Origin of the sequence: Pseudomonas poae RE*1-1-14 (assembly GCF_000336465.1) — a bacterium.
GTDB lineage: Bacteria > Pseudomonadota > Gammaproteobacteria > Pseudomonadales > Pseudomonadaceae > Aquipseudomonas > Aquipseudomonas poae.
This window is the reverse complement of the sequence record NC_020209.1, coordinates 5,482,753-5,503,370: the sequence shown is the minus strand read 5'-3', so window position 1 is coordinate 5,503,370 and position 20,618 is coordinate 5,482,753. Positions and strand designations below refer to the sequence as shown.

Sequence of the window (20,618 nt, the reverse complement as noted above, 5' to 3'; positions counted from 1 at the left end):
CGGCGGCGTCGGGATCGATAAAGCGTAGTTGCGAGTAAATTGCCACGGCGATAAAGTCGATGAAATTCAACTTTTCTAACCCTCAGTCAGGCCCTCACTAAACTATGAGCAGTCGCAGGCAAGATCCCCTCGCTCAAGTCAGCGACTTCGATATCCGCCTGCTGCGCATCTTTCGCAGCGTGGTCGAATGCGGTGGTTTTTCGGCTGCGGAGACCGTACTCGGCATTGGCCGCTCGGCCATCAGCCAGCAAATGAGCGACCTGGAGCAACGCCTCGGCTTAAGGCTCTGCCAACGTGGGCGCGCCGGGTTCTCGCTGACCGAAGAAGGCCGCGAGGTTTACCAGTCCGCTCTGCAACTGTTGAGTGCGCTGGAAAGTTTCCGTACCGAGGTCAACGGCCTGCATCAACACCTGCGCGGCGAGTTGATCATCGGCCTCACCGATAACTTGGTCACCCTGCCCCACATGCGCATCACCCACGCGCTGGCGCAATTGAAGGAACGCGGCCCGGACGTGCAGATCCAGATCCGCATGATCGCCCCCAACGAAGTGGAACAGGGCGTACTCGACGGCCGCCTGCATGTCGGCGTCGTGCCCCAGGCCAGCGCGCTGTCCGGCCTTGAATACCAGCCGCTGTACAGCGAACGTTCACTGCTCTATTGCGCGGTGGGCCATCCATTGTTCTACGCCGACGACAAACAGCTGGACGATGCCCGCATCGACAGCCAGGACGCCATCGCACCCACTTTTCGCCTGCCCGCCGAGATCCAGGCGCACTACCAGGCCCTGCGCTGCACGGCCAGCGCCTCAGACCGTGAAGGCATGGCGTTCCTGATCCTCACCGGGCGCTATATCGGTTATTTACCCGACCACTACGCCAGCCTGTGGGTGCAACAAGGCCGACTGCGCGCGCTGAAATCAGCTACACGCTTTTACGATTTGAGCCTGGCATCGGTCACGCGAAAGGGCCGTCGCCCTCATTTGGTGCTGGAGAGCTTTCTCGAAAGCCTCGCCGCAACCCGCTGACTCGGGGCTTCAAGCAAAAAGCTGAGCAACTGGACAGTTTTTTGCAAGGACGCAACTACCTTGAACCGTCCGCCCCGAGTTGACCCGCCATGCCCCCAGAATCCTTGAGCCCCAGCGACCTGATCTACGGCCTCGACGACCGCCCCAAACCCTTACCGGCCATGCTCGCCGCCCTGCAACATGTGCTGGCCGCCTTCGTCGGCATCATCACCCCGCCGCTGATCATCGGCTCCACCCTGGGCCTCACCGCCTACTTGCCCTACCTGATCAGCATGGCGCTGATGGTTTCCGGCGCAGGCACCTTCATCCAGGCGCGCAGGCCCTTTGGTATCGGGGCCGGCATGATCTGCCTGCAAGGCACCAGCTTCGCGTTTCTCGGTGCGGTGCTGTCGGCGGGTTTCTTGGTGAAGCAACGCGGCGGCAGCCCGGAGGACATCATGGCGATGATCTTCGGCGTGTGTTTCTTCGGTGCGGCGGTGCAGATCGTGCTCAGCCGCTTCATCGGCCAACTGCGCCGGGTGATCACCCCGCTCGTGACCGGCATCGTGATCACGCTGATCGGCATCAGCCTGATCAAAGTCGGCATCACCGACCTGGGCGGCGGCTTCAACGCCCCCGACTTCGGCGCGCCCACCAACCTCGCGCTCGGCCTGTTCGTGGTGCTGACAATCATCCTGCTCAACCGCTCCACCACGCCATGGGTGCGCCTCTCGGCCATCATCATCGGCCTGGCCCTGGGCAGCCTGGCCGCCTGGTTCAGCGGCAAACTCGTGCCACAGGCGTTGCCGGACCTGCCCTGGATCAGCGTGCCAACCCCGTTTCGCTTCGGGTTCACTTTCGATTGGAGCGCCTTCCTGCCGATTGCGCTGATCTATCTGATCAGCAGCATCGAAACCGTGGGCGACCTCACCGCCAACTGCATGATCGCCCGCCAACCCATCAGCGGCCCTTCCTATATCAGCCGACTCAAGGGCGGTGTGGTGGGAGACGGCGTGAGCTGCATGATCGCCGCTACCTTCAGCGCATTTCCCAACACCACCTTTGCGCAGAACAACGGTGTGATCCAACTCACGGGCGTGGCCAGCCGTTACGTCGGCTTATATATAGGCGTGCTGTTGTTTTGCCTCGGATTGTTTCCGCTGATTGGCGCCGTGCTGCAGCAAATTCCCAAACCGGTGCTGGGTGGCGCGACCCTGGTGATGTTCGGCAGCGTGGCCGCCGCTGGCGTGCGCATCCTCGCCCAGGCTCCGCTGGACCGGCGCAGCATGCTGATCATAGCCACCTCGTTCGGGGTGGGCCTGGGCATCGCCGCCCAGCCCAATCTGCTGCACCTGATGCCTACCCTGGTGCAGAACCTGTTCGACTCGGCCATCACCAGTGGCGGCTTGACCGCTATCGTGCTGTGCCTGCTGCTGCCCGAAGCCAAGGCGACCTCGGTTGCCGCAAACCCGGCCACCGAAAGCGACACCCTGGAACCGCTTTGACGGTTTTATTGCATCAGGACTTGTCTGAGGCTTGAGGGTGGGTTATCTGTGCACACGTCGTCTCTATCGATCAGCACGGAAACCTCCATGAGCCTCGAAGTTCCTGCCCACAGCAACCACGCCGGTAAACCTGCCAGCCGCATTCGGCAAAAGAACGAACAAGCGATTCTGCGGGCTGCTGAAGACGAGTTCGCGCGCCATGGCTACAAAGGCACGAGCATGAACACCATCGCGGCCAGTGCCGGACTGCCCAAGGCCAACCTGCATTACTACTTCACCAACAAGCTGGGCCTGTACATCGCGGTGCTCAGCAATATCCTCGAACTGTGGGACAGCACCTTCAACGCGCTGACCGCCGAGGACGATCCCGCCGTGGCGCTCACCCGCTACATCCGCACCAAGATGGAATTCTCGCGGCGCCAGCCCCAGGCCTCGCGGATCTTCGCGATGGAGATCATCAGTGGCGGCGAATGCCTCACCGAATATTTCAGCCAGGACTACCGCGCCTGGTTCAGTGGCCGTGCAGCGGTATTCCAGGCCTGGATCGACGCCGGCAAGATGGACCCGATCGACCCCGTGCACCTGATCTTCCTGCTGTGGGGCAGCACCCAGCACTACGCCGACTTTGCTACTCAGATCTGCCGCGTTACCGGTCGCACCCGACTGACCAAGCAGGACATGGAAGAAGCCGGCACCAACCTGATCCACATCATTCTCAAAGGCTGTGGCATCAAGCCAGCCCAATAAACGAATCGACTTATGCCTTACACGCTGACCGGCCTTTGCGAGTTTCGCGAAGAAATACGCAAGAGCCGCTTTATCACGCTGGCCGCGCCGATCACCAGCGCGCAGGACGCTCAAGCCTTTATCGAGCACCACAGTGACCTGAACGCCACCCACAACTGCTGGGCCTGGAAACTGGCCGATCAATACCGCAGCCACGACGACGGCGAGCCCGGTGGCACCGCCGGGCGCCCGATACTCGCCGCCATCGAGGCGCAAGGGTTCGATCAGGTCGCGGTGCTGGTGATTCGCTGGTACGGCGGCATCCAGCTAGGCACTGGTGGGCTGGCGCGTGCCTATGGCGGCGGCGCCAACAAGTGCCTGCAAACGGCCGAACGCATTGAGCTGATCAGCCGCGTGGGGCTGAGTTGCGCCTGCGGCTTCGCCGAACTGAATCTGGTCAAGCTGCGCGTGGCCGAGCTGGGCGGGATACTGGTGGAAGAGCATTTCACCGCCAACGGTGTCGAGCTGCAACTGGCCCTGGGCGAAGCGCACATCGACACCCTGCAAACCCAACTGGCCGACCTGAGCCGTGGCCGTATCCTGCTGCAACGCTGAACCTGCTACTGTTGCCCACTGCACCCTGAACCGCTACTGCAAAGGAAGCTTTTCATGTCTACGCAAAAAACCGCACTGATCATCGGCGCCTCGCGCGGCCTGGGCCTTGGCCTGGTCAAGCAATTGCTGCAGGACGGCTGGGACGTCACCGCCACCGTGCGCGACCCGGGCAAGGCCGATGCCCTCAAGGCCGTCGGCCCGGTCCAGATCGAAAAACTGGACATGGACGATCAGCAAGCCGTGATCGCCCTGAGCCAGCGTCTCAAGGACCGCACCTTCGACCTGTTGTTCGTCAACGCTGGCGTCAAGGGCCCGGATAACCAGGAACCGGGCCACGCCACTCTGGCGCAGGTCGGCCAGCTGTTTTTCACCAACGCCGTGGCGCCAATCAACCTGGCCCAACGCTTTGTCGGGCAAATCCGCAAGGACAGCGGCGTGCTGGCGTTCATGAGTTCGGTGCTGGGCAGCGTGACCATCCCGGACGGTTCAGATATGGCGCTGTACAAAGCCAGCAAGGCGGCGCTCAACTCCATGACCAACAGTTTCGTCACCCAGCTGGGCGGGAAAAAACTCACTGTGCTGTCCCTGCATCCGGGCTGGGTGAAGACCGACATGGGCGGTGAGAACGCCCATATCGATGTCGACACCAGCGTGCGCGGCCTGGTGGATCAGGTAAATGCCTACACCGGCAAAGGCGGCCATCACTTCGTGGACTACAAGGGCGACACCATCGCCTGGTAGTCTTCGCGCCTGGAGCGAGCTTGCTCGCTCCAGCACCTCGCCCTCCCCGGCGACCCTGGATCAGCAGACAGGGCAACACTGAGCTGGCAAACCTGAACCCATCATTCAGAGGAGCCGGCCAATGCCTGCGACCCGTATCTGGTTAAAAAACCCCCTCGCGATATTCACCGCCAATAGCCTCGATGCCCGCGGCGGCCTGGTGCTGCAAGACGGTGTGATCAGCGAAGTGCTGGCCCACGACCAGGCGCCCTCGACGCCCTGCACCCAAGTGTTCGACGCCCGCGAGCATGTGATCCTGCCGGGCCTGATCAACACCCATCACCACTTCTACCAGACCCTGACCCGCGCCTGGGCCCCGGTGGTCAACCAGCCGTTGTTCCCCTGGCTGAAAACCCTGTACCCGGTGTGGGCGCGCCTGACTCCGGAAAAGCTCGCGCTGGCCTCCAAAGTGGCACTCGCCGAACTGTTGCTCTCCGGCTGCACCACCGCTGCCGACCATCATTACCTGTTCCCCGATGGGCTGGAAAATGCCATCGATGTTCAAGTGCAAAGCGTGCGCGAGCTGGGCATGCGCGCCATGCTCACCCGCGGTTCCATGAGCCTGGGCGAAGCCGACGGTGGGCTGCCGCCGCAACAGACCGTGCAGCAAGGCCAAGTGATTCTCGACGACAGCCAGCGCCTGATACGCCAGTACCATGAACGCGGCGACGGCGCGAAGGTCCAGATTGCCCTGGCGCCCTGCTCGCCATTTTCGGTCACGCCGGAAATCATGCGCGCCAGCGCCGAAATGGCCAGTCAACTCGATGTGCGCCTGCACACGCACCTGGCCGAGACCCTCGACGAAGAAGACTTCTGCCTGCAACGCTTCGGCCTGCGCACCGTGGATTATCTCGACAGCGTTGGCTGGCTCGGCCCACGTACCTGGCTGGCCCATGGCATTCACTTCAACCCGGACGAAATCGCACGCCTGGGCGCAGCCGGCACCGGTATCTGCCATTGCCCCAGTTCGAACATGCGCCTGGCGTCCGGCATCTGCCCCACCCTCGACCTGCTCGCCGCCGGCGCGCCGATAGGCCTTGGCGTCGACGGTTCGGCCTCCAACGATGCGTCGAACATGATCCTCGAGACGCGCCAGGCGTTGTATATCCAGCGCCTGCGCTACGGCGCCGAAAAAATCACCCCCGCAGGCGTGCTCGGCTGGGCGACCCAAGGCTCGGCGCAACTACTAGGGCGTACGGATATCGGTGAACTGGCCGTAGGCAAACAGGCGGATCTGGCGCTGTTCAAACTCGATGAACTGCGGTTTTCCGGCAGCCATGATCCGCTTTCGGCGCTGCTGCTGTGCGGCGCAGACCGGGCGGACCGGGTGATGGTGGCTGGCCAGTGGCGCGTCATCGACGGCCAGGTCGAAGGGCTGGACCTCAAGGGCCTGATCGCCGATCACACCCAGGCCGCGCGGCAATTGATCGCAGGAACCTGAGCCAGACAGCGTTCAAAATGTGAGAGGGGGCTTGCTCCCGATGACAGTGTGTCAGCTACAGATAAGCTGACTGACCACTGCTATCGGGAGCAAGCCCCCTCCACCTTGGTTATGCGCTGCTTAAAGTCCGAGCAGCGACAACATGATGAACGTCGCAAACAGCACAAAGTGCGTCATCCCTTCGATGGCATTGGTTTCGCCGTCGTTGAGGTTGATCGCACTCACGATCAGCGTGATAAACACCATCACCGTCTGCACCGGAGTCATCGCCATCTGGAACGGCTGGCCGCTGTACAGCGCCATGGCCTCCATCACCGGTACGGTCAGAATCACCGTCGACAACGAAGCACCCAAGGCAATGTTCACCACCGACTGCATGCGATTGGCCAACGCCGCGCGCAACGCCGTCAGGATCTCCGGCGCCGCCGAAATGGCCGCCACCACAATCGCCGTGATCACCGGCGGTGCGCCCGTGCCTTCCAGGCCCAGGTCGAGGGTTTTGGACATCACCTCGGCCAGCGCACCAATCACGATCACACCGAACACCAGAGTACCGATGGAAAATGCCAGGCTCACCGGCGCCTCATGCTCGGCTTCCGGCAGTTTCTTGCGGCGTTTTTCCGGGTAGCTGTAGCTGAAGAAGTAACTGTGCGGCCCGACCTGCATGCGCAGGAACAAGGTGTAGAGCACCACCATCGCGCCGATGGTAAACGCCGAGTAAATTTTCCAGTCGGCCTCGGGGATAAATTCCGGCACCACCATCGACACACCCATGGCGGTCAGGATCATCACGCTGTAGGTGCGCGCCGAGTCATCGTTGTAGGACTGTTCGCCGTGCTTGATGCCTCCCATCAACGCGGCCAGGCCGAGGATGCCGTTGATATCCAGCATCACCGCCGAATAAATGGTGTCGCGCACCAGCGTGGGCGACGGCTCGTTGCTCATCATGATCGCCAGGATTACCACTTCCACCAGCACCGCGGCCAGCGTCAGGATCATGGTGCCGTAGGGGTCGCCGACCTTTTCCGCCAATTGCTCGGCATGATGGGCAACGCGCATCGACGCCATCACGATAAAGCCGATCAGCGCCAGGCCCGCCACCAACGCCACGACCTGCCCGCTGTGCAGCATCCAGTGCTCCAGCGGGTAAGCGGCGATGGCGGCAATCAGCGCCAGCAGCATGAATTTTTCTTGCTTGAGTGAGGTAAGCATTGCGGGCCTTCTGGTAGGGCAAATCAGTCATTGATGGGGTACAGACTGCATCGCGCCGCTAACGTTTCGTTACACCTTAGTTCAAGTCGCCCTTGCGCGAATAATAGGAATACTCTCCTGCCGGTCAGGTTTTGCCGATTATTTCTGCCATGGCCTGTAGAATGCCGCCATTGCACCTGATGAGAATTTGACTATGTACGATTGGCTCAATGCCCTGCCCAAGGCTGAATTGCACTTGCACCTGGAAGGCTCGCTGGAGCCTGAGCTGCTGTTCGCCCTGGCCGAACGCAACAAGATCGCGCTGCCGTGGAACGACGTCGAAGCCCTGCGCAAGGCCTACGCCTTCAACAACCTGCAGGAATTTCTCGACCTGTATTACAAGGGCGCCGACGTGTTGCGCACCTCCCAGGACTTCTACGACCTGACCTGGGCGTACCTGCTGCGCTGCAAGGCCCAGAACGTGATTCACACCGAACCGTTCTTCGACCCGCAAACCCACACCGACCGTGGCATCCCCTTTGAAGTGGTGCTCAACGGCATCGCCGCCGCACTCAAGGATGGCGAGCAGCAACTGGGCATCACCAGCGGCCTGATCCTCAGCTTCCTGCGCCACCTGAGCGAAACCGAAGCCGAGAAAACCCTCGACCAGGCGCTGCCGTTCCGTGACGCCTTCGTGGCCGTGGGCCTGGACAGTTCGGAAATGGGTCACCCGCCGAGCAAGTTCCAGCGCGTGTTCGACCGCGCCCGTGGCGAAGGCTTCCTCACCGTGGCCCACGCCGGCGAAGAAGGCCCGCCCGAGTACATCTGGGAAGCCATCGACCTGCTGAAGATCCAGCGCATCGACCATGGCGTGCGCGCCATCGAAGACGAGCGCCTCATGCAGCGCATCATCGACGAACAGATCCCGCTGACCGTGTGCCCGTTGTCCAACACCAAGCTCTGCGTATTCGACGACATGGCCCAGCACAACATCCTCGACATGCTCGAGCGTGGCGTGAAAGTGACGGTGAACTCCGATGACCCGGCGTACTTCGGCGGTTATGTCACCGAGAACTTCCACGCGCTGTACACCAGCCTGGGCATGACCCAGGACCAGGCCAAACGCCTGGCGCAAAACAGCCTGGATGCACGGTTGATCAAGCCATAACTGAATCAACAAAACCAAATGTGGGGGCTGGCTTGCCTGCGAAGGCGATTTTTCGGTGTGCATATCCGGTGCTGCGGTAACGGCGACTTAGGGGGCCGCCCTTACGGCGGCTCACTTTTGGAAAGACCCAAAAGTAAGCAAAAAGTCTTTGCCCCAACACTCGGCACCTCGCTCAGGCTCGGCCAGCGTGTTTGACGGGGCGCCTCAGATCAAAAGCAAAAGCGCGGGGCCTTAGAGCCGACCGGTATGGGTGAGTGTGAACGCGATCAAATGTGGGAGCGGGCTTGCCCGCGAAGGCGTCGGTCCTGCAAACATTGCTGTTGACTGACCCACCGCTTTCGCGAGCAAGCCCCTCCCACACTCCGGTATGCAGTGTTCTTCATGCCTCGCTGAGTTCTTCCAGGGTCTTGCCCTTCGTCTCCATCCCGAACACCCACACAACTACTGCCGCCACGGCAAAGCACAGCGCGCCCAGGGCAAACACCCCGCCCTGCCCGGTGATCGGGAATACCAGTCCGGTCACCAGCGGCCCGAGCAGCGAGCCGACCCGGCCGATGGCCGAGGCAAACCCGGAGCCTGTCGCTCGCGCCGACGTGGGGTAAAGCTCCGGCGTGTAGGTGTACAGCACCGCCCACATGCCAAACAGGAAGAACTGCATCAGCAGCCCCGAGGTGATCAGCAGGCCCACGTTGCCGCCAAACACCGCGCTTTGTCCGTAGAGAAACGCCATCACCCCGCCGCCCAGCAGCGTCACCACGCACACCGGTTTGCGTCCCCAGCGCTCCACCAGCCAGGCCGCCATCAGGAAGCCGGGAATTCCGCCCAGGGAAATGATCACCGTGTAATACACCGACTGCGTCACCGCAAACCCGGACTGTTGCAGCAGCGCACTCAGCCATGAGGTCAACCCGTAGAACCCGAGCAAGGCAAAGAACCACACGCTCCAGATCATCATCGTGCGCTGGCGGTACTGCGCCGACCACAGCTGGTGAAATGCAGAGAAGAACGTGCCCGGCGCACTCTCCACCCGTGGCAATGCAATCGGTTCGGGCAAGTCCGCGCGGCCCAGCGAATCGCGCACCTTCTGCTCGATCCCCAGCAGTACCTTGTCCGCCGCCGCATGCCGCCCGGCCTGCTCCAGCCAGCGCGGTGACTCCGGAATAAAAAAGCGGATCGCCAGGACGAACACCGCCGGCACCGCCAGCACCAGGAAGATGTCGCGCCAGCCAATCACCGGCAACAGGAAGTAAGACAGCACGCCGGCGGCCACAAAGCCCAGCGGCCAGAAGCCGTCCATCAAGGCGATGTAGCGCCCGCGCCGCTTGGCGGGAATCAGCTCCGACAGCATCGACTGGGCAATCGGAAACTCCATGCCCATGCCGATGCCGAGCAGCACGCGGAACAAGGTCAGCGCCTCCACCGTCTGCGCCGTCGAGCACAGGTAACTGGCCAGGCCCCACAGCACGATGCTCCACTGGAACACCGGCTTGCGGCCGAAGCGGTCCGCCAGCATGCCGGACAGGGACGCGCCCACCACCATGCCGAAAAAACTCGAGCTGGCGAGCAACCCGGCCTGGGCTGTGCTCAAGCCGAACTCGGTTTTGATCGAGCCCAACAGAAAGGTCATCATCGCCAAGTCCATGGAGTCGAAGAAAAACGCCAGGGCGATGATGATAAAAATGACGCGGTGATAGCCGCTCAAAGGTAACCGTTCCAGCCGTTCCGCCGCGCTATAGCCTTGCCTGCCCATGCTGCACCCCCAGTGTGAAAGTCCCCACGGCGAGTGTGCGGCATCGTTTTGACGGGCTATTGCTGGATGCGACCTGACCGAAACCCTGAACGACGCCAAGCGCCTCAGGCCTGGGCCGGTTCGGCCAGACGGGCGATTTCCAGCAGCCCCGCAGGGCTCACCAACAGGCCGCGAGATTCGTGGGTGGTGCTGATCCAGTTCGACTGCAAAAACAGTTGCAGCAGGCCCGCTGCCAAAGCGCCACCCAAGTGTGGCTGCTGCTGGCTCCAGTCGAAACAGTCGCACACCAGCGGCGCGGCCAGCGCCTGGGTGAAGATTCCCAGGCCCGCCAGTTGTTGCGCGCCCTTTGGGGTAACTTCGACGCGCTGCTCACACCGCTCGATCCACCCCGCCGCCATCATCCGTTGATACAACTGCGCCGCCAGTTCACCGCCCAGGTGGCCGTGGCACAAGCGCACGTGACGCAACGACGCCGGTGCCGCCAACGACGCAGGTGTCACGTGGGGTGAACAACGCGCGGCACTGGCTATGGTGGTGCTGGCCAGAGCGTCGATGGCCAGGCTGACATCGGCGGCGGCAACGCGGAAGACGCGCCGGCCACGCCGCACCTCAACCCTCAGCAGGCCACTGCCGGCCAGTCGCGCCAGGTGCGCATTGGCCGAGGTCGACGACACGCCGGCCAGCGTCGCCAATTCCTCCGACGACTTGGCCGAACCGTCCATCAATGCCCAGAGCATGGCGGTGCGCTTGGGCTCGGCCAGCAAGCTGGCAATACGACTGATGCATGGTGCCTGTTCCATCTATCCACTCCCTGTTGACGCATTTTCTGATGCGGTGGCCGCCAGAGTACAGGCACACAAACCGGCGGTTCCATGGGGTCTTACAGCGTGGATAGGGACATGAGCTGCGTGAAATTTCCGGCTTTGATGGAAGGTTTTACTTCGGACGTATTCACCCTGGCATTTGCGCCGTCAATGTCGCACAACGGGACACGAGCATTTCCCGCAGCAGCTTGATGGGCTTGCTCAATTGCGCACGATGCGCGCACAGCAGATTGAGGGGTGTGCCCTCGCCGCGCAGCGCCGGCAGGATCAAACGCAGGCGCCCGGCCAGCACGTCGGCGCTCACATCCAGCCAAGACTTGTAGGCAATGCCCATGCCCGCCACAGCCCAGCGCCGCACCACATCGGCGTCATCACTGAAGCGATCGCCCGTGACCGTCAGGCCGACCTTCCGCTTGCCATCGTGAAAGCCCCATTGATCGTGCACGCGGGTGCCGAGCATATACAGCAGGCAATTGTGCTGGGCCAGTTGCTCCAGCTGCTGCGGCTCGCCATGCCGTGCGAGATAGCTGGGGGCGGCGCACAGTACGCGGATATTGTCCGGTGCGACCGGCAACGCCACCAGGCTGGAGTCCTCGGGCTCACCATAGCGCAGCGCAATATCCACCGGCTGGCGAAACAGATCGGCAATGCGATCGCCCAGCAGCAGACGAATGTTCAGTTGCGGGTGCTCGCGCTGGAACTCATCCAGCCACGGCAACAGCAGGTTGCGCCCGAAATCCGAGGGTGCCGACAGTTGCAGCACACCGCTGACGTGGTCCTGGCCGCTGGCCAGATGGCGCCGCCCGTCCTCCAACGCACCCAACGCGGTGCGCGCGTAATCCAGGAAGCCCTCACCCTCGGCTGTCAGGCGCAAACTGCGGGTGGAACGCGCCAGCAAGCGCGCGCCCAGTTGCTGCTCGATGCGCTTTAGGGCGGCACTCGCCACTGCCGGCGACAGGTCCATCACCCGCGCCGCCGCCGACAGACTGCCCAGGTCCGCCGCGCGCACAAACAACTGCAAATCATCAAAACGCAGCATTAAACCCGCCCATTATCAAAATATTATTGAAACAGACCTCTGTTTTAGCGGCTTTTATCCGCGCAGCAAATAGCCAATCATCTGGGCATCCCGTTCATCTCGTGTCTGGAGTCGATTATGTCCACCGCTTTTAACGTCATCGCCACGCTGATCGCCAAGCCCGACCAACAGGACACCCTGGAAAAACTCCTGCGAGAGCTGTTGGAGCCAACCCGCCTTGAGGCCGGTTGTGAGCAATACGACCTGCACCAGGACCTGCAACACCCGCAGACCTTCTACATGCTCGAACGCTGGAGCGACGATGCCGCCCTCGCCGACCACGACCAGAGCGCCCATATCCAGAGCTTTCGCGCCAAGGCCGCCGAGGTCATCGAACACTTCGAACTCAAGCGCCTGACATTGCTCGCCTGATCACCGCGACTGCCCAATCACCCTCTTACGGAGCCCCCATGAAAGCCATCGCCTACTACGCCTCACTGCCGATCAACGATCCAAAATCCCTGCAGGACATCGAACTGCCTGAACCTGTCGCCGGCCCGCGCGACTTGCTGGTGGAGGTCAAAGCCATCTCGGTCAACCCGGTCGATACCAAGATCCGCCAGAACGTCGCCCCGGAAAACGGCGACGCCAAGGTGCTGGGCTGGGACGTGGCGGGCGTGGTCAAGGCGGTTGGCAGCGACGTGACGCTGTTCAAGGCCGGTGACAAGGTGTTCTACGCCGGCTCCCTGGTGCGCCCGGGCGGCAACAGCGAGCTGCACACCGTCGACGAACGCATCGTCGGGCACATGCCCAAGCGCTTGAGTTTCGCCGAAGCAGCCGCCCTGCCCCTGACCGCCATCACCGCCTGGGAACTGCTGTTCGAGCGCCTGCAGGTGCGTGAAGGGCAAGAAGACGAAGGCCAGAGCCTACTGATCGTCGGCGCTGCCGGAGGCGTGGGCTCGATCCTTACCCAGTTGGCCAGCCGGCTTACCGCGTTGAAGGTAATCGGCACCGCCTCGCGCCCGGAAACCCAGGCCTGGGCCAAAGACCTCGGCGCCCACCTGGTGATCGACCACAGCCAACCGCTGAGCCAGGCCCTGCAGCAGGCCGGCCACCCGCAGGTGACCCACGTTGCCAGCCTGACCCAGACCGAGCATCACCTGGATCAACTGGTGGAGGCGCTGCAACCTCAGGGCAAGCTGGCGCTGATCGACGACCCCAAGGCACTGGACGTCAGCACGCTCAAGCGCAAGAGCTTGTCGCTGCACTGGGAGTTCATGTACACCCGCTCGATGTTCGAAACACCGGACATGATCGAGCAACACAACCTGCTTAACCGCGTCGCCGAGCTGATCGACGACGGCGTTCTGAAAACCACACTGGGCGAGCACTTCGGCGTGATCAACGCCGACAACTTGCGCCGTGCCCACGCGTTGCTCGAAAGCGGCAAGGCCAAGGGCAAGATCGTGCTCGAAGGGTTCTGATCGGTCAGACCTGCGCCTGTTCGGCCCGCGCCCGTTGCAGGCGCTGGGTCGACATGGCAATGGTCACCGCGAGCACCCCGCACAGGCTGATGACCATCGCCATCGGCAGCGCGGTGCCGTCGTGCAACACCCCCACCAGCGAAGCGGCCCCCGCCGCCACGCCAAACTGAATGCACCCCAGCAACGCCGAGGCACTGCCGGCCCGGGCACCCTGCCCGGTCATGGCGCAGGCCGAGGTGTTCGGCAAAATACACCCCAGGCTGGCGATGCAGATAAACAGCGGCACCAGCAACGGCCACAGCGCCTCGGTGCGCAGCGCGGCAATGCCCAGCAACGTGAGCGCCGCCAACGCATACAACCACACGGTACGCGACAGCAGGAACGCCGGCCCACGCTTGGCCAGCAGCCGCGCATTCACCTGCGCCATCAGAATAAAGCCCGCCGCATTGGAGCCGAACAGCCAGCCGTAATGCTCAGGCGCCACGCCATAGAGCTTGATGAAGACGAAAGGCGAACCGGCGATGTAGGCAAACATCCCGGCGATCGAGATACCGCCGGTCAGCGCGTAACCGAGGTAGACGCGGTCCGAGAGCAACGCGGCGTAACGACGCAACGAACCCGACAACGGTTGACGCGCTTGATGGGCCGGGAAGGTTTCCGGCAACCCCACGGCCACCGCGATGGCGGCCAGTGCGCTGAACAGCGACAACGCCAGAAAGATCGACTGCCAGCCCCACAAGCCGACCATGACCCCGCCCGCCAACGGCGCCAGGATCGGTGCCAGGCCGGTCACCAGCATCAGTTGCGAATACACCTTGGCCGAGCCTATGGCATCGCACTTGTCACTGACCACCGCGCGGGAAATCACCATGCCCGCGCACCCGCCCAGGGCCTGCACGAAGCGCGCGCCGATCAGCCATTCCAGGGACGGCGCGTAGGCGCAGGCGCAAGAAGCGAGGGTAAACAGGATCACACCGCTGAGCAGCGGCACCCGACGCCCGAAGCGGTCGGCCAGCGGGCCGTAGATCAATTGGCCAATGGCCAGGCCGGCGAAATACACCGCCAGGGTCAGCTGGATATGTTTTTCATCGGTGGCAAACGCCGTGGCCATGGCCGGAAAGCCCGGCAGGTAAAAATCGATCGACAACGGCGCGAAGGCGCTCAAGGCGCCCAGGATCAGGATTATGCGAAGGTTCATCAGACACCCAAGTGAGTCGGCAGCCCGATAGTCTAGCTGCGGGTGAGTGTCTTGGATAGAACGATAGCTCGCTAACTATTGAAGTTCAGACATCCCTGTAGCCGTCTTCCCATCAAGTTCCAACAACATCGGCCGGGCTGGTATTTGCACGCGCTGTCGGCCAAGCTGCACCTACCTTTGCATCTGAACCACGGAGCATTCGCCATGCGCTGGTCGTATTTTGCCGTTGCCGGCCTGCTGAGCCTGTCTACCGCTGCGCCCCTGGCCAGCGCCGCACAGGATTACGCGGTACTGATCATTTCCCGCGAACGCCTGGAAGTGCCGACCACCTGCGAAATCGGCCTCTACATCCAGGACCAACTGGCCGGCCGCCTGTTCCAGGAGGAGTCCACCTCCTTCAACCTGCCACCGGGCGATGTGTCGCTGCGTCTCAAGCTGCTGCCGGGCCAGACCCCGGGTTGCCTGCCGGGCCTGCTCGCGCCACCCGCGCAAAACATCACGCTCAAGGCTGGCGACATACGCAAGTTGCGCATCGCCCAGGGGCCGGACGGCATGTACCTCAAGGCGGCCGAACTCGATTACTGAAACGTCACCCTTGACCTTCCCCACGGGTCAAGGTTGATGCTTGGGGGCAACTTCCCTTGGAGGACTGCCCCATGAACCGATCCACCACCTTCGACCTACCCATTAGCGGTATGAGTTGCGCCAGCTGTGCCGGCCGGGTCGAACGCGCGCTGGGCCAGGTACCGGGCGTGCAAAGCGTAAGCGTCAACCTGGCCAGCGAGCGCGCCCATGTCGACGTGCTGGGCCCAATGGACCCCGGCGTCTTGATCGCCGCCGTCGACAAGGCCGGCTACACCGCCACCCTGCCGCAAACTCAAATCGACACCCAGGCCGACCAGGCCCGACGCCTGCACCGCGAGCGCTGGGCGTTGCTGTTGGCGATTGCGCTGGCGTTGCCCCTGGTGCTGCCGATGCTGGTGCAACCTTTCGGCCTGCACTGGATGCTTCCGGCCTGGGCGCAGTTCGCCCTGGCCACGCCGGTGCAGTTCATCCTCGGCGCGCGATTTTACAGCGCCGCCTGGAAGGCCGTGCGAGCCGGCACTGGAAATATGGACCTGCTGGTCGCCATCGGCACCAGCGCCGCTTATGGCCTCAGCGTCCATCAATGGCTGACCGCCGCCGCACCGCATTTGTATTTCGAAGCATCCGCCGTGGTGATCGCCCTGGTGCTGCTCGGCAAACACCTGGAAAGCCGCGCCAAACGCCAGACCGCCAGCGCCATCCGTGCCCTTGAGGCCCTGCGCCCGGAGCAGGCGGTACGCATGCGCGACGGCCATGAAGAAACCGTCGCCATCCACCAGCTCAAGCGCCATGACCTGGTTGTGGTCAAACCCGGCGAGCGCTTTGCGGTAGATGGTGAAGTGGTGGACGGCTTCAGCCACGCCGACGAAGCGCTGATCAGCGGCGAAAGCCTGCCGGTGCCCAAGCAGCCGGGCGATCCGGTCACCGGAGGCGCCATCAACAGCGAAGGCCGCCTGCTGGTGCGCACCCTGGCCCTTGGCGCGGAAAGCGTGCTGGCGCGGATCATTCGCCTGGTGGAAGACGCCCAGGCGGCGAAGGCACCGATCCAGAAACAGGTGGACAAGGTCAGTCAGGTATTCGTCCCGACAGTGCTGGCGCTGGCGTTGATCACGTTGGTGGGCTGGTGGCTGTACGGCGCGCCGCTGGAAACCGCGATCATCCATGCGGTCGCCGTACTGGTGATCGCCTGCCCCTGCGCCCTGGGCCTGGCCACACCCACCGCGATCATGGCCGGCACCGGCGTCGCCGCGCGTCACGGCATTCTGATCAAGGACGCCGTGGCGCTGGAGCGTGCCCATGACGTGAGCGCCGTAGTGTTCGACAAGACCGGCACACTCACCTGCGGGGCACCCAACATCGCGCACCTGGCGTCGGTGGAGGGCAGCGAGTCCCTGCTGTTGCAACAGGCCGGCGCGTTGCAACGTGGCAGCCAGCACCCGTTAGCCAAGGCTGTACTGGATGCCTGCAAGGAACAGCGTCTGCCCGTCGCCGACGCGAGCGCCAGCCAATCCCTGAGCGGGCGCGGCATGACTGGCACCGTTGACGGCAGGCAACTGGCGCTGGGCAACACACGCATGCTGCAGGAGCACGGTTTAAGCGCAGGCGAACTGGCTAACCGAGCCAGCGCCTGGGAAGCCGAAGGCCGCACCTTGTCCTGGCTGATCGAACAAGGCCCGCAACCGCGCGTGCTCGGGCTGTTCGCCTTTGGCGATACGCTCAAGCACGGTGCGCTGGCGGCGGTACAGGCACTCAAGGCGCAACACATCAGCAGCCACTTGCTCACCGGCGACAATCGCGGCAGCGCGCAGGCCGTGGCCCAGGCGCTGGGCATCGGGGACGTGCACGCGCAGGTGCTGCCTGCCGATAAAGCCACGATCATCGCGCAGTTGAAAAAAACCGGCGTGGTGGCGATGGTCGGCGACGGCATCAATGACGCTCCGGCCCTGGCCGCTGCCGATATCGGCATTGCCATGGGCGGCGGCACCGACGTGGCCATGCACGCCGCCGGTATCACCCTGATGCGCGGCGACCCGCGCCTGGTGCCGGCGGCGCTGCAGATCTGCCGCAAAACCCACGCAAAAATCCGCCAGAATCTGTTCTGGGCCTTTGTGTTTAACGTGATCGGCATTCCGCTGGCGGCGTTCGGCCTGCTCAACCCGGTGATTGCCGGCGCGGCGATGGCCTTGTCCAGCGTCAGCGTGGTGAGCAATGCGCTACTGTTGAACACCTGGAAACCGCAGCATCTGGAGGACCAACGCCCATGAACATCGGCCAAGCCGCTCGCCAGAGTGGACTGAGCGCAAAGATGATTCGCTACTACGAATCCATCGGCCTGCTCGAAGCCGCCCAGCGCACCGACAGTGGCTACCGCGTATACGGCGCGCAGGACCTGCACACCCTGGCGTTCATCAAACGCTCGCGCGACCTTGGGTTTTCATTGGAAGAGGTCGGCAAGTTGCTGACCCTGTGGCAGGACCGGCAACGCGCCAGCGCCGATGTAAAGGCACTGGCGCGTCAGCATATCGACACCTTGAACCAGAAGATTGTGGAGCTTGGACAACTGCGCGACACCTTGCAGGACCTGATGGATCACTGCCAGGGCGACCACCGGCCGGACTGCCCAATTCTCAAGGAATTGGCGTCAGGCAGTTGCTGCAACTGATCGCACGCGCAATCAATGTGGGAGGGGCATCGCTCCCTCTTATCGAATCAAACACAAAATGACTTTTTGATTTTTAAAGCCTGAAATTTCAGTCAGCCACATTCCTGTGGCGAGCGGGCTTGCCCCGCGTTGGGCTGCGCGGCGGCCCCAAAACCATGCTCCGCGCAGTGCCAGGTACACCGCGCTTTCCTTGATTGGGGGGCGCTGCGCGCCCCAACGCGGGACAAGCCCGCTCGCCACAAAAAGCCCGCTCGCCACAGAGAGTCCAGTTTGCTGTGCGACAGCGCCAAGTCGAAGACTTGACGGAGCCTCCCACAGTTGATGGCTATACAGCCAAAGATCACTGCATCCACGGCGGCGGCGGTGGCTCGTCGGATCCTTTGCTCGGTGGCGCGTCATCCGCCGCCCGAATCGCCTGCTTGCGCGCCTCATCCAGCCGCGCCGCTTCGATTTCGCGGATCACACCGCCCACATCCGCCAGCTCTTCCGGCTCGTCGAACTCGCCGGTCAACACACTGGCCGGGTGCAGGGTGCCGGCTTCGTACAACGCCCACATTTCCTTGGCGTACCTGGTCGTTTTCAACTCCGGGGCAAAGCGCCCGAAGTAGGACGCCATGTTGCCCACGTCGCGCTCCAGCATGCTGAACGCATGGTTGTTGCCCGCCGCATCCACCGCCTGGGGCAGGTCGATGATCACCGGGCCCGTGGGCGTGAGCAGTACGTTGAATTCCGACAGGTCACCGTGCACCAGGCCGGTACACAGCATCAGCACGATCTGGGAGATCAGGAAGGCGTGGTATTCGCGCGCCTGGTCCGGGTCCAGGGTCACGTCGTTCAGACGCGGCGCCGCATCGCCGTACTCATCGGCCACCAGTTCCATCAACAACACGCCTTCAAGGAAGTCGTACGGCTTGGGCACGCGAACGCCTGCACCGGCCAGGCGAAACAATGCCGCCACTTCCGCGTTCTGCCAGGCGTCTTCGGTTTCTTTCTTGCCGAACTTGGAACCCTTGGCCATGGCCCGGGCCTGCCGGCTGTTGCGGACCTTGCGGCCCTCCTGGTATTCGGACGCCTGACGAAAACTTCGTTTGTTCGCCTCCTTGTAAACCTTGGCGCAACGCAATTCGTTGCCGCAGCGCACCACATAAACAGCTGCTTCTTTACCACTCATCAGAGGGCGCAGCACTTCGTCGACCAGACCGTCTTCGATCAGGGGTTCAATGCGTTTAGGAGTCTTCATCAGCTTTTATTGTGGGTCCTTTATTACCAAATACGCGTATGGCACTCGTTATACGGCAATCGGCGCGCCGGTGGGAGAGGCGACCGACCTTTGACCATCCAAGAATGCATCCTGTGTGCCAATTTCACTGCCCATTAACGTTCAATGATGGCAGTAACCCCCTGCCCGCCCGCGGCACAGATCGAAATCAGCCCGCGCCCCTTGCCCGCCACGTCGAGCAGCTTGGCCAGGTTGGCGACGATGCGCCCACCGGTCGCCGCAAACGGGTGTCCGGCGGCCAGGGAGCTGCCCTTGACGTTCAGCCGGCTGCGGTCGATGGCCCCCAGCGGCGCGTCCAGGCCCAAGCGCGTCTTGCAGTAGTCGGCGTCTTCCCAGGCCTTGAGCGTGCACAGCACCTGGGCGGCGAAAGCTTCGTGGATTTCGTAGTAATCAAAGTCCTGCAGCGTCAGACCATTCCTCGCCAGCAGGCGCGGCACCGCGTACACCGGCGCCATCAACAGGCCTTCGGCGCCGTTGACGAAATCCACCGCCGCCGCTTCGCCGTCGCGCAGGTAGGCCAGAATCGGCAAGCCGCGCTCACGGGCCCAGGCTTCGCTGCCCAGCAACACCAGGGACGCACCATCGGTGAGCGGCGTGGAGTTGCCGGCGGTAAGAGTGCCTTTTTCACTGCGCTCGAAAGCAGGCTTGAGCGCGGCAAGTTTTTCCAGGCTCAGGTCGGGGCGCAGGTTGTTGTCGCGGGTAAGGCCCATAAACGGCGTGAGCAAATCGTTGTGCCAGCCTTCGGCAAAGGCCGCAGCCATTTTCTGGTGGCTCTCAAGGGCCAACTGGTCCTGCTCGGCACGAGGAATCTGCCAGGTCTGCGCCATCAATTCACAGTGCTGGCCCATCGACATTTTGGTACGCGGTTCGCCATTGCGCGGCAACTCAGGCTTGAGGTGCTGCGGACGAAGTTGTAACAGTACTTTTAATTTATCCGCCATGGACTTGCTGCGGTTGGCTTGCAGCAGGATCTTGCGCAGCCCTTCATTCACGCCAATCGGCGCGTCCGAGGTGGTGTCGACGCCGCCGGCGATACCGCACTCGATCTGGCCCAGGGCGATTTTGTTGGCCACCAGCAACGCCGCCTCCAGCCCCGTGCCGCAGGCCTGCTGGATGTCATAGGCCGGGGTCTGCGGCGCCAGCCGCGAGCCCAGCACGCATTCGCGGGTGAGGTTGAAGTCGCGCGAATGCTTGAGCACCGCACCGGCGACCACTTCGCCGATGCGCTGGCCGTGCAGGTCGTAGCGCTCGATCAGGCCTTCCAGGGCAGCGGTCAGCATCGCCTGATTGCTCGCTGTGGCGTAGGGACCATTGGAGCGGGCGAACGGAATGCGGTTACCGCCAATGATCGCCACACGGCGCACTTGAGTCATAAGAAGCTCCCTCTG

General features: G+C 62.9%; 19 protein-coding genes. 12 read left to right on the top strand and 7 right to left on the bottom strand.

Annotation, left to right across the window (positions count from 1 at the left end; translation table 11 throughout):
- The first annotated feature begins 104 nt into the window (after window positions 1-104).
- From H045_RS24090 to H045_RS24065, 6 genes are all read left to right on the top strand, one after another.
- Entirely contained in the window at window positions 105-1,025 is a 921-nt protein-coding gene (locus tag H045_RS24090; protein ID WP_003233108.1) for a LysR family transcriptional regulator, read from the top strand.
- Between the two features lie 89 nt (window positions 1,026-1,114).
- Complete coding sequence (locus H045_RS24085; protein ID WP_015373692.1) at window positions 1,115-2,509, top strand: uracil-xanthine permease family protein; 1,395 nt, start codon at window positions 1,115-1,117, stop codon at window positions 2,507-2,509.
- A gap of 87 nt (window positions 2,510-2,596) precedes the next feature.
- The gene (locus tag H045_RS24080) at window positions 2,597-3,256 is read left to right on the top strand and encodes a TetR/AcrR family transcriptional regulator (protein ID WP_003233113.1); all 660 of its coding nucleotides are present in this window, start codon (window positions 2,597-2,599) and stop codon (window positions 3,254-3,256) included.
- Between the two features lie 12 nt (window positions 3,257-3,268).
- A complete protein-coding gene (locus tag H045_RS24075) occupies window positions 3,269-3,850 on the top strand; it encodes an IMPACT family protein (protein WP_015373691.1) in 582 nt (193 codons plus the stop codon).
- Window positions 3,851-3,904: 54 nt separating this feature from the next.
- On the top strand, window positions 3,905-4,591 hold the full coding sequence (locus tag H045_RS24070) for an SDR family oxidoreductase (RefSeq protein WP_015373690.1): 687 nt from the start codon (window positions 3,905-3,907) through the stop codon (window positions 4,589-4,591).
- 121 nt (window positions 4,592-4,712) lie between these two features.
- Window positions 4,713-6,071 (top strand): 8-oxoguanine deaminase, encoded by a 1,359-nt coding sequence (locus H045_RS24065; protein WP_003233119.1) that lies wholly within the window; start codon window positions 4,713-4,715, stop codon window positions 6,069-6,071.
- A 120-nt stretch (window positions 6,072-6,191) separates the two neighbouring features.
- Here the strand turns inward: H045_RS24065 and H045_RS24060 are convergent, their stop codons facing one another.
- Window positions 6,192-7,283, bottom strand: coding sequence for a calcium:cation antiporter (locus H045_RS24060; RefSeq protein WP_003233121.1), 1,092 nt, complete (start codon window positions 7,281-7,283; stop codon window positions 6,192-6,194).
- A 193-nt stretch (window positions 7,284-7,476) separates the two neighbouring features.
- Here H045_RS24060 and H045_RS24055 point away from each other — a divergent pair, with 193 nt between their 5' ends.
- Entirely contained in the window at window positions 7,477-8,430 is a 954-nt protein-coding gene (locus H045_RS24055; RefSeq protein ID WP_015373689.1) for an adenosine deaminase, read from the top strand.
- Between the two features lie 379 nt (window positions 8,431-8,809).
- On the opposite strand, the gene H045_RS24050 is transcribed toward H045_RS24055, so the two are convergent.
- The 3 genes from H045_RS24050 to H045_RS24040 form a co-directional block, all read right to left on the bottom strand.
- Entirely contained in the window at window positions 8,810-10,180 is a 1,371-nt protein-coding gene (locus tag H045_RS24050) for an MFS transporter (protein WP_015373688.1), read from the bottom strand.
- Between the two features lie 104 nt (window positions 10,181-10,284).
- Window positions 10,285-10,980, bottom strand: a complete 696-nt coding sequence (locus H045_RS24045; protein ID WP_015373687.1) for a winged helix-turn-helix domain-containing protein — start codon at window positions 10,978-10,980, stop codon at window positions 10,285-10,287.
- A 151-nt stretch (window positions 10,981-11,131) separates the two neighbouring features.
- On the bottom strand, window positions 11,132-12,043 hold the full coding sequence (locus H045_RS24040) for a LysR family transcriptional regulator (protein WP_003233129.1): 912 nt from the start codon (window positions 12,041-12,043) through the stop codon (window positions 11,132-11,134).
- Between the two features lie 117 nt (window positions 12,044-12,160).
- Between H045_RS24040 and H045_RS24035 the strand changes: the two genes are divergently transcribed.
- Window positions 12,161-12,454 (top strand): putative quinol monooxygenase, encoded by a 294-nt coding sequence (locus H045_RS24035; protein WP_003233131.1) that lies wholly within the window; start codon window positions 12,161-12,163, stop codon window positions 12,452-12,454.
- Window positions 12,455-12,492: 38 nt separating this feature from the next.
- Window positions 12,493-13,506 carry a zinc-binding alcohol dehydrogenase family protein gene (locus H045_RS24030; RefSeq protein WP_015373686.1) on the top strand — a complete coding sequence of 338 codons (1,014 nt, stop codon included), beginning with the start codon at window positions 12,493-12,495 and terminating at the stop codon, window positions 13,504-13,506.
- Window positions 13,507-13,510: 4 nt separating this feature from the next.
- On the opposite strand, the gene H045_RS24025 is transcribed toward H045_RS24030, so the two are convergent.
- Window positions 13,511-14,704, bottom strand: a complete 1,194-nt coding sequence (locus H045_RS24025; protein WP_003233135.1) for a multidrug effflux MFS transporter — start codon at window positions 14,702-14,704, stop codon at window positions 13,511-13,513.
- Between the two features lie 204 nt (window positions 14,705-14,908).
- Between H045_RS24025 and H045_RS24020 the strand changes: the two genes are divergently transcribed.
- The 3 genes from H045_RS24020 (at window position 14,909) to cueR (ending at window position 17,951) form a co-directional block, all read left to right on the top strand.
- Entirely contained in the window at window positions 14,909-15,289 is a 381-nt protein-coding gene (locus H045_RS24020) for a hypothetical protein (RefSeq protein ID WP_003233137.1), read from the top strand.
- Between the two features lie 71 nt (window positions 15,290-15,360).
- On the top strand, window positions 15,361-17,553 hold the full coding sequence (locus H045_RS24015) for a heavy metal translocating P-type ATPase (protein ID WP_015373685.1): 2,193 nt from the start codon (window positions 15,361-15,363) through the stop codon (window positions 17,551-17,553).
- The gene (cueR, locus tag H045_RS24010; protein WP_003233141.1) at window positions 17,550-17,951 is read left to right on the top strand and encodes a Cu(I)-responsive transcriptional regulator; all 402 of its coding nucleotides are present in this window, start codon (window positions 17,550-17,552) and stop codon (window positions 17,949-17,951) included. The genes H045_RS24015 and cueR overlap by 4 nt, the downstream gene beginning before the upstream one ends.
- Before the next feature lie 340 nt (window positions 17,952-18,291).
- Here the strand turns inward: cueR and H045_RS24005 are convergent, their stop codons facing one another.
- Together H045_RS24005 and H045_RS24000 are read right to left on the bottom strand one after the other, a co-directional pair.
- Window positions 18,292-19,191 carry a PA4780 family RIO1-like protein kinase gene (locus H045_RS24005; RefSeq protein WP_003233143.1) on the bottom strand — a complete coding sequence of 300 codons (900 nt, stop codon included), beginning with the start codon at window positions 19,189-19,191 and terminating at the stop codon, window positions 18,292-18,294.
- Between the two features lie 134 nt (window positions 19,192-19,325).
- A complete protein-coding gene (locus H045_RS24000) occupies window positions 19,326-20,603 on the bottom strand; it encodes an acetyl-CoA C-acetyltransferase (RefSeq protein WP_015373684.1) in 1,278 nt (425 codons plus the stop codon).
- Window positions 20,604-20,618 lie beyond the last annotated feature (15 nt).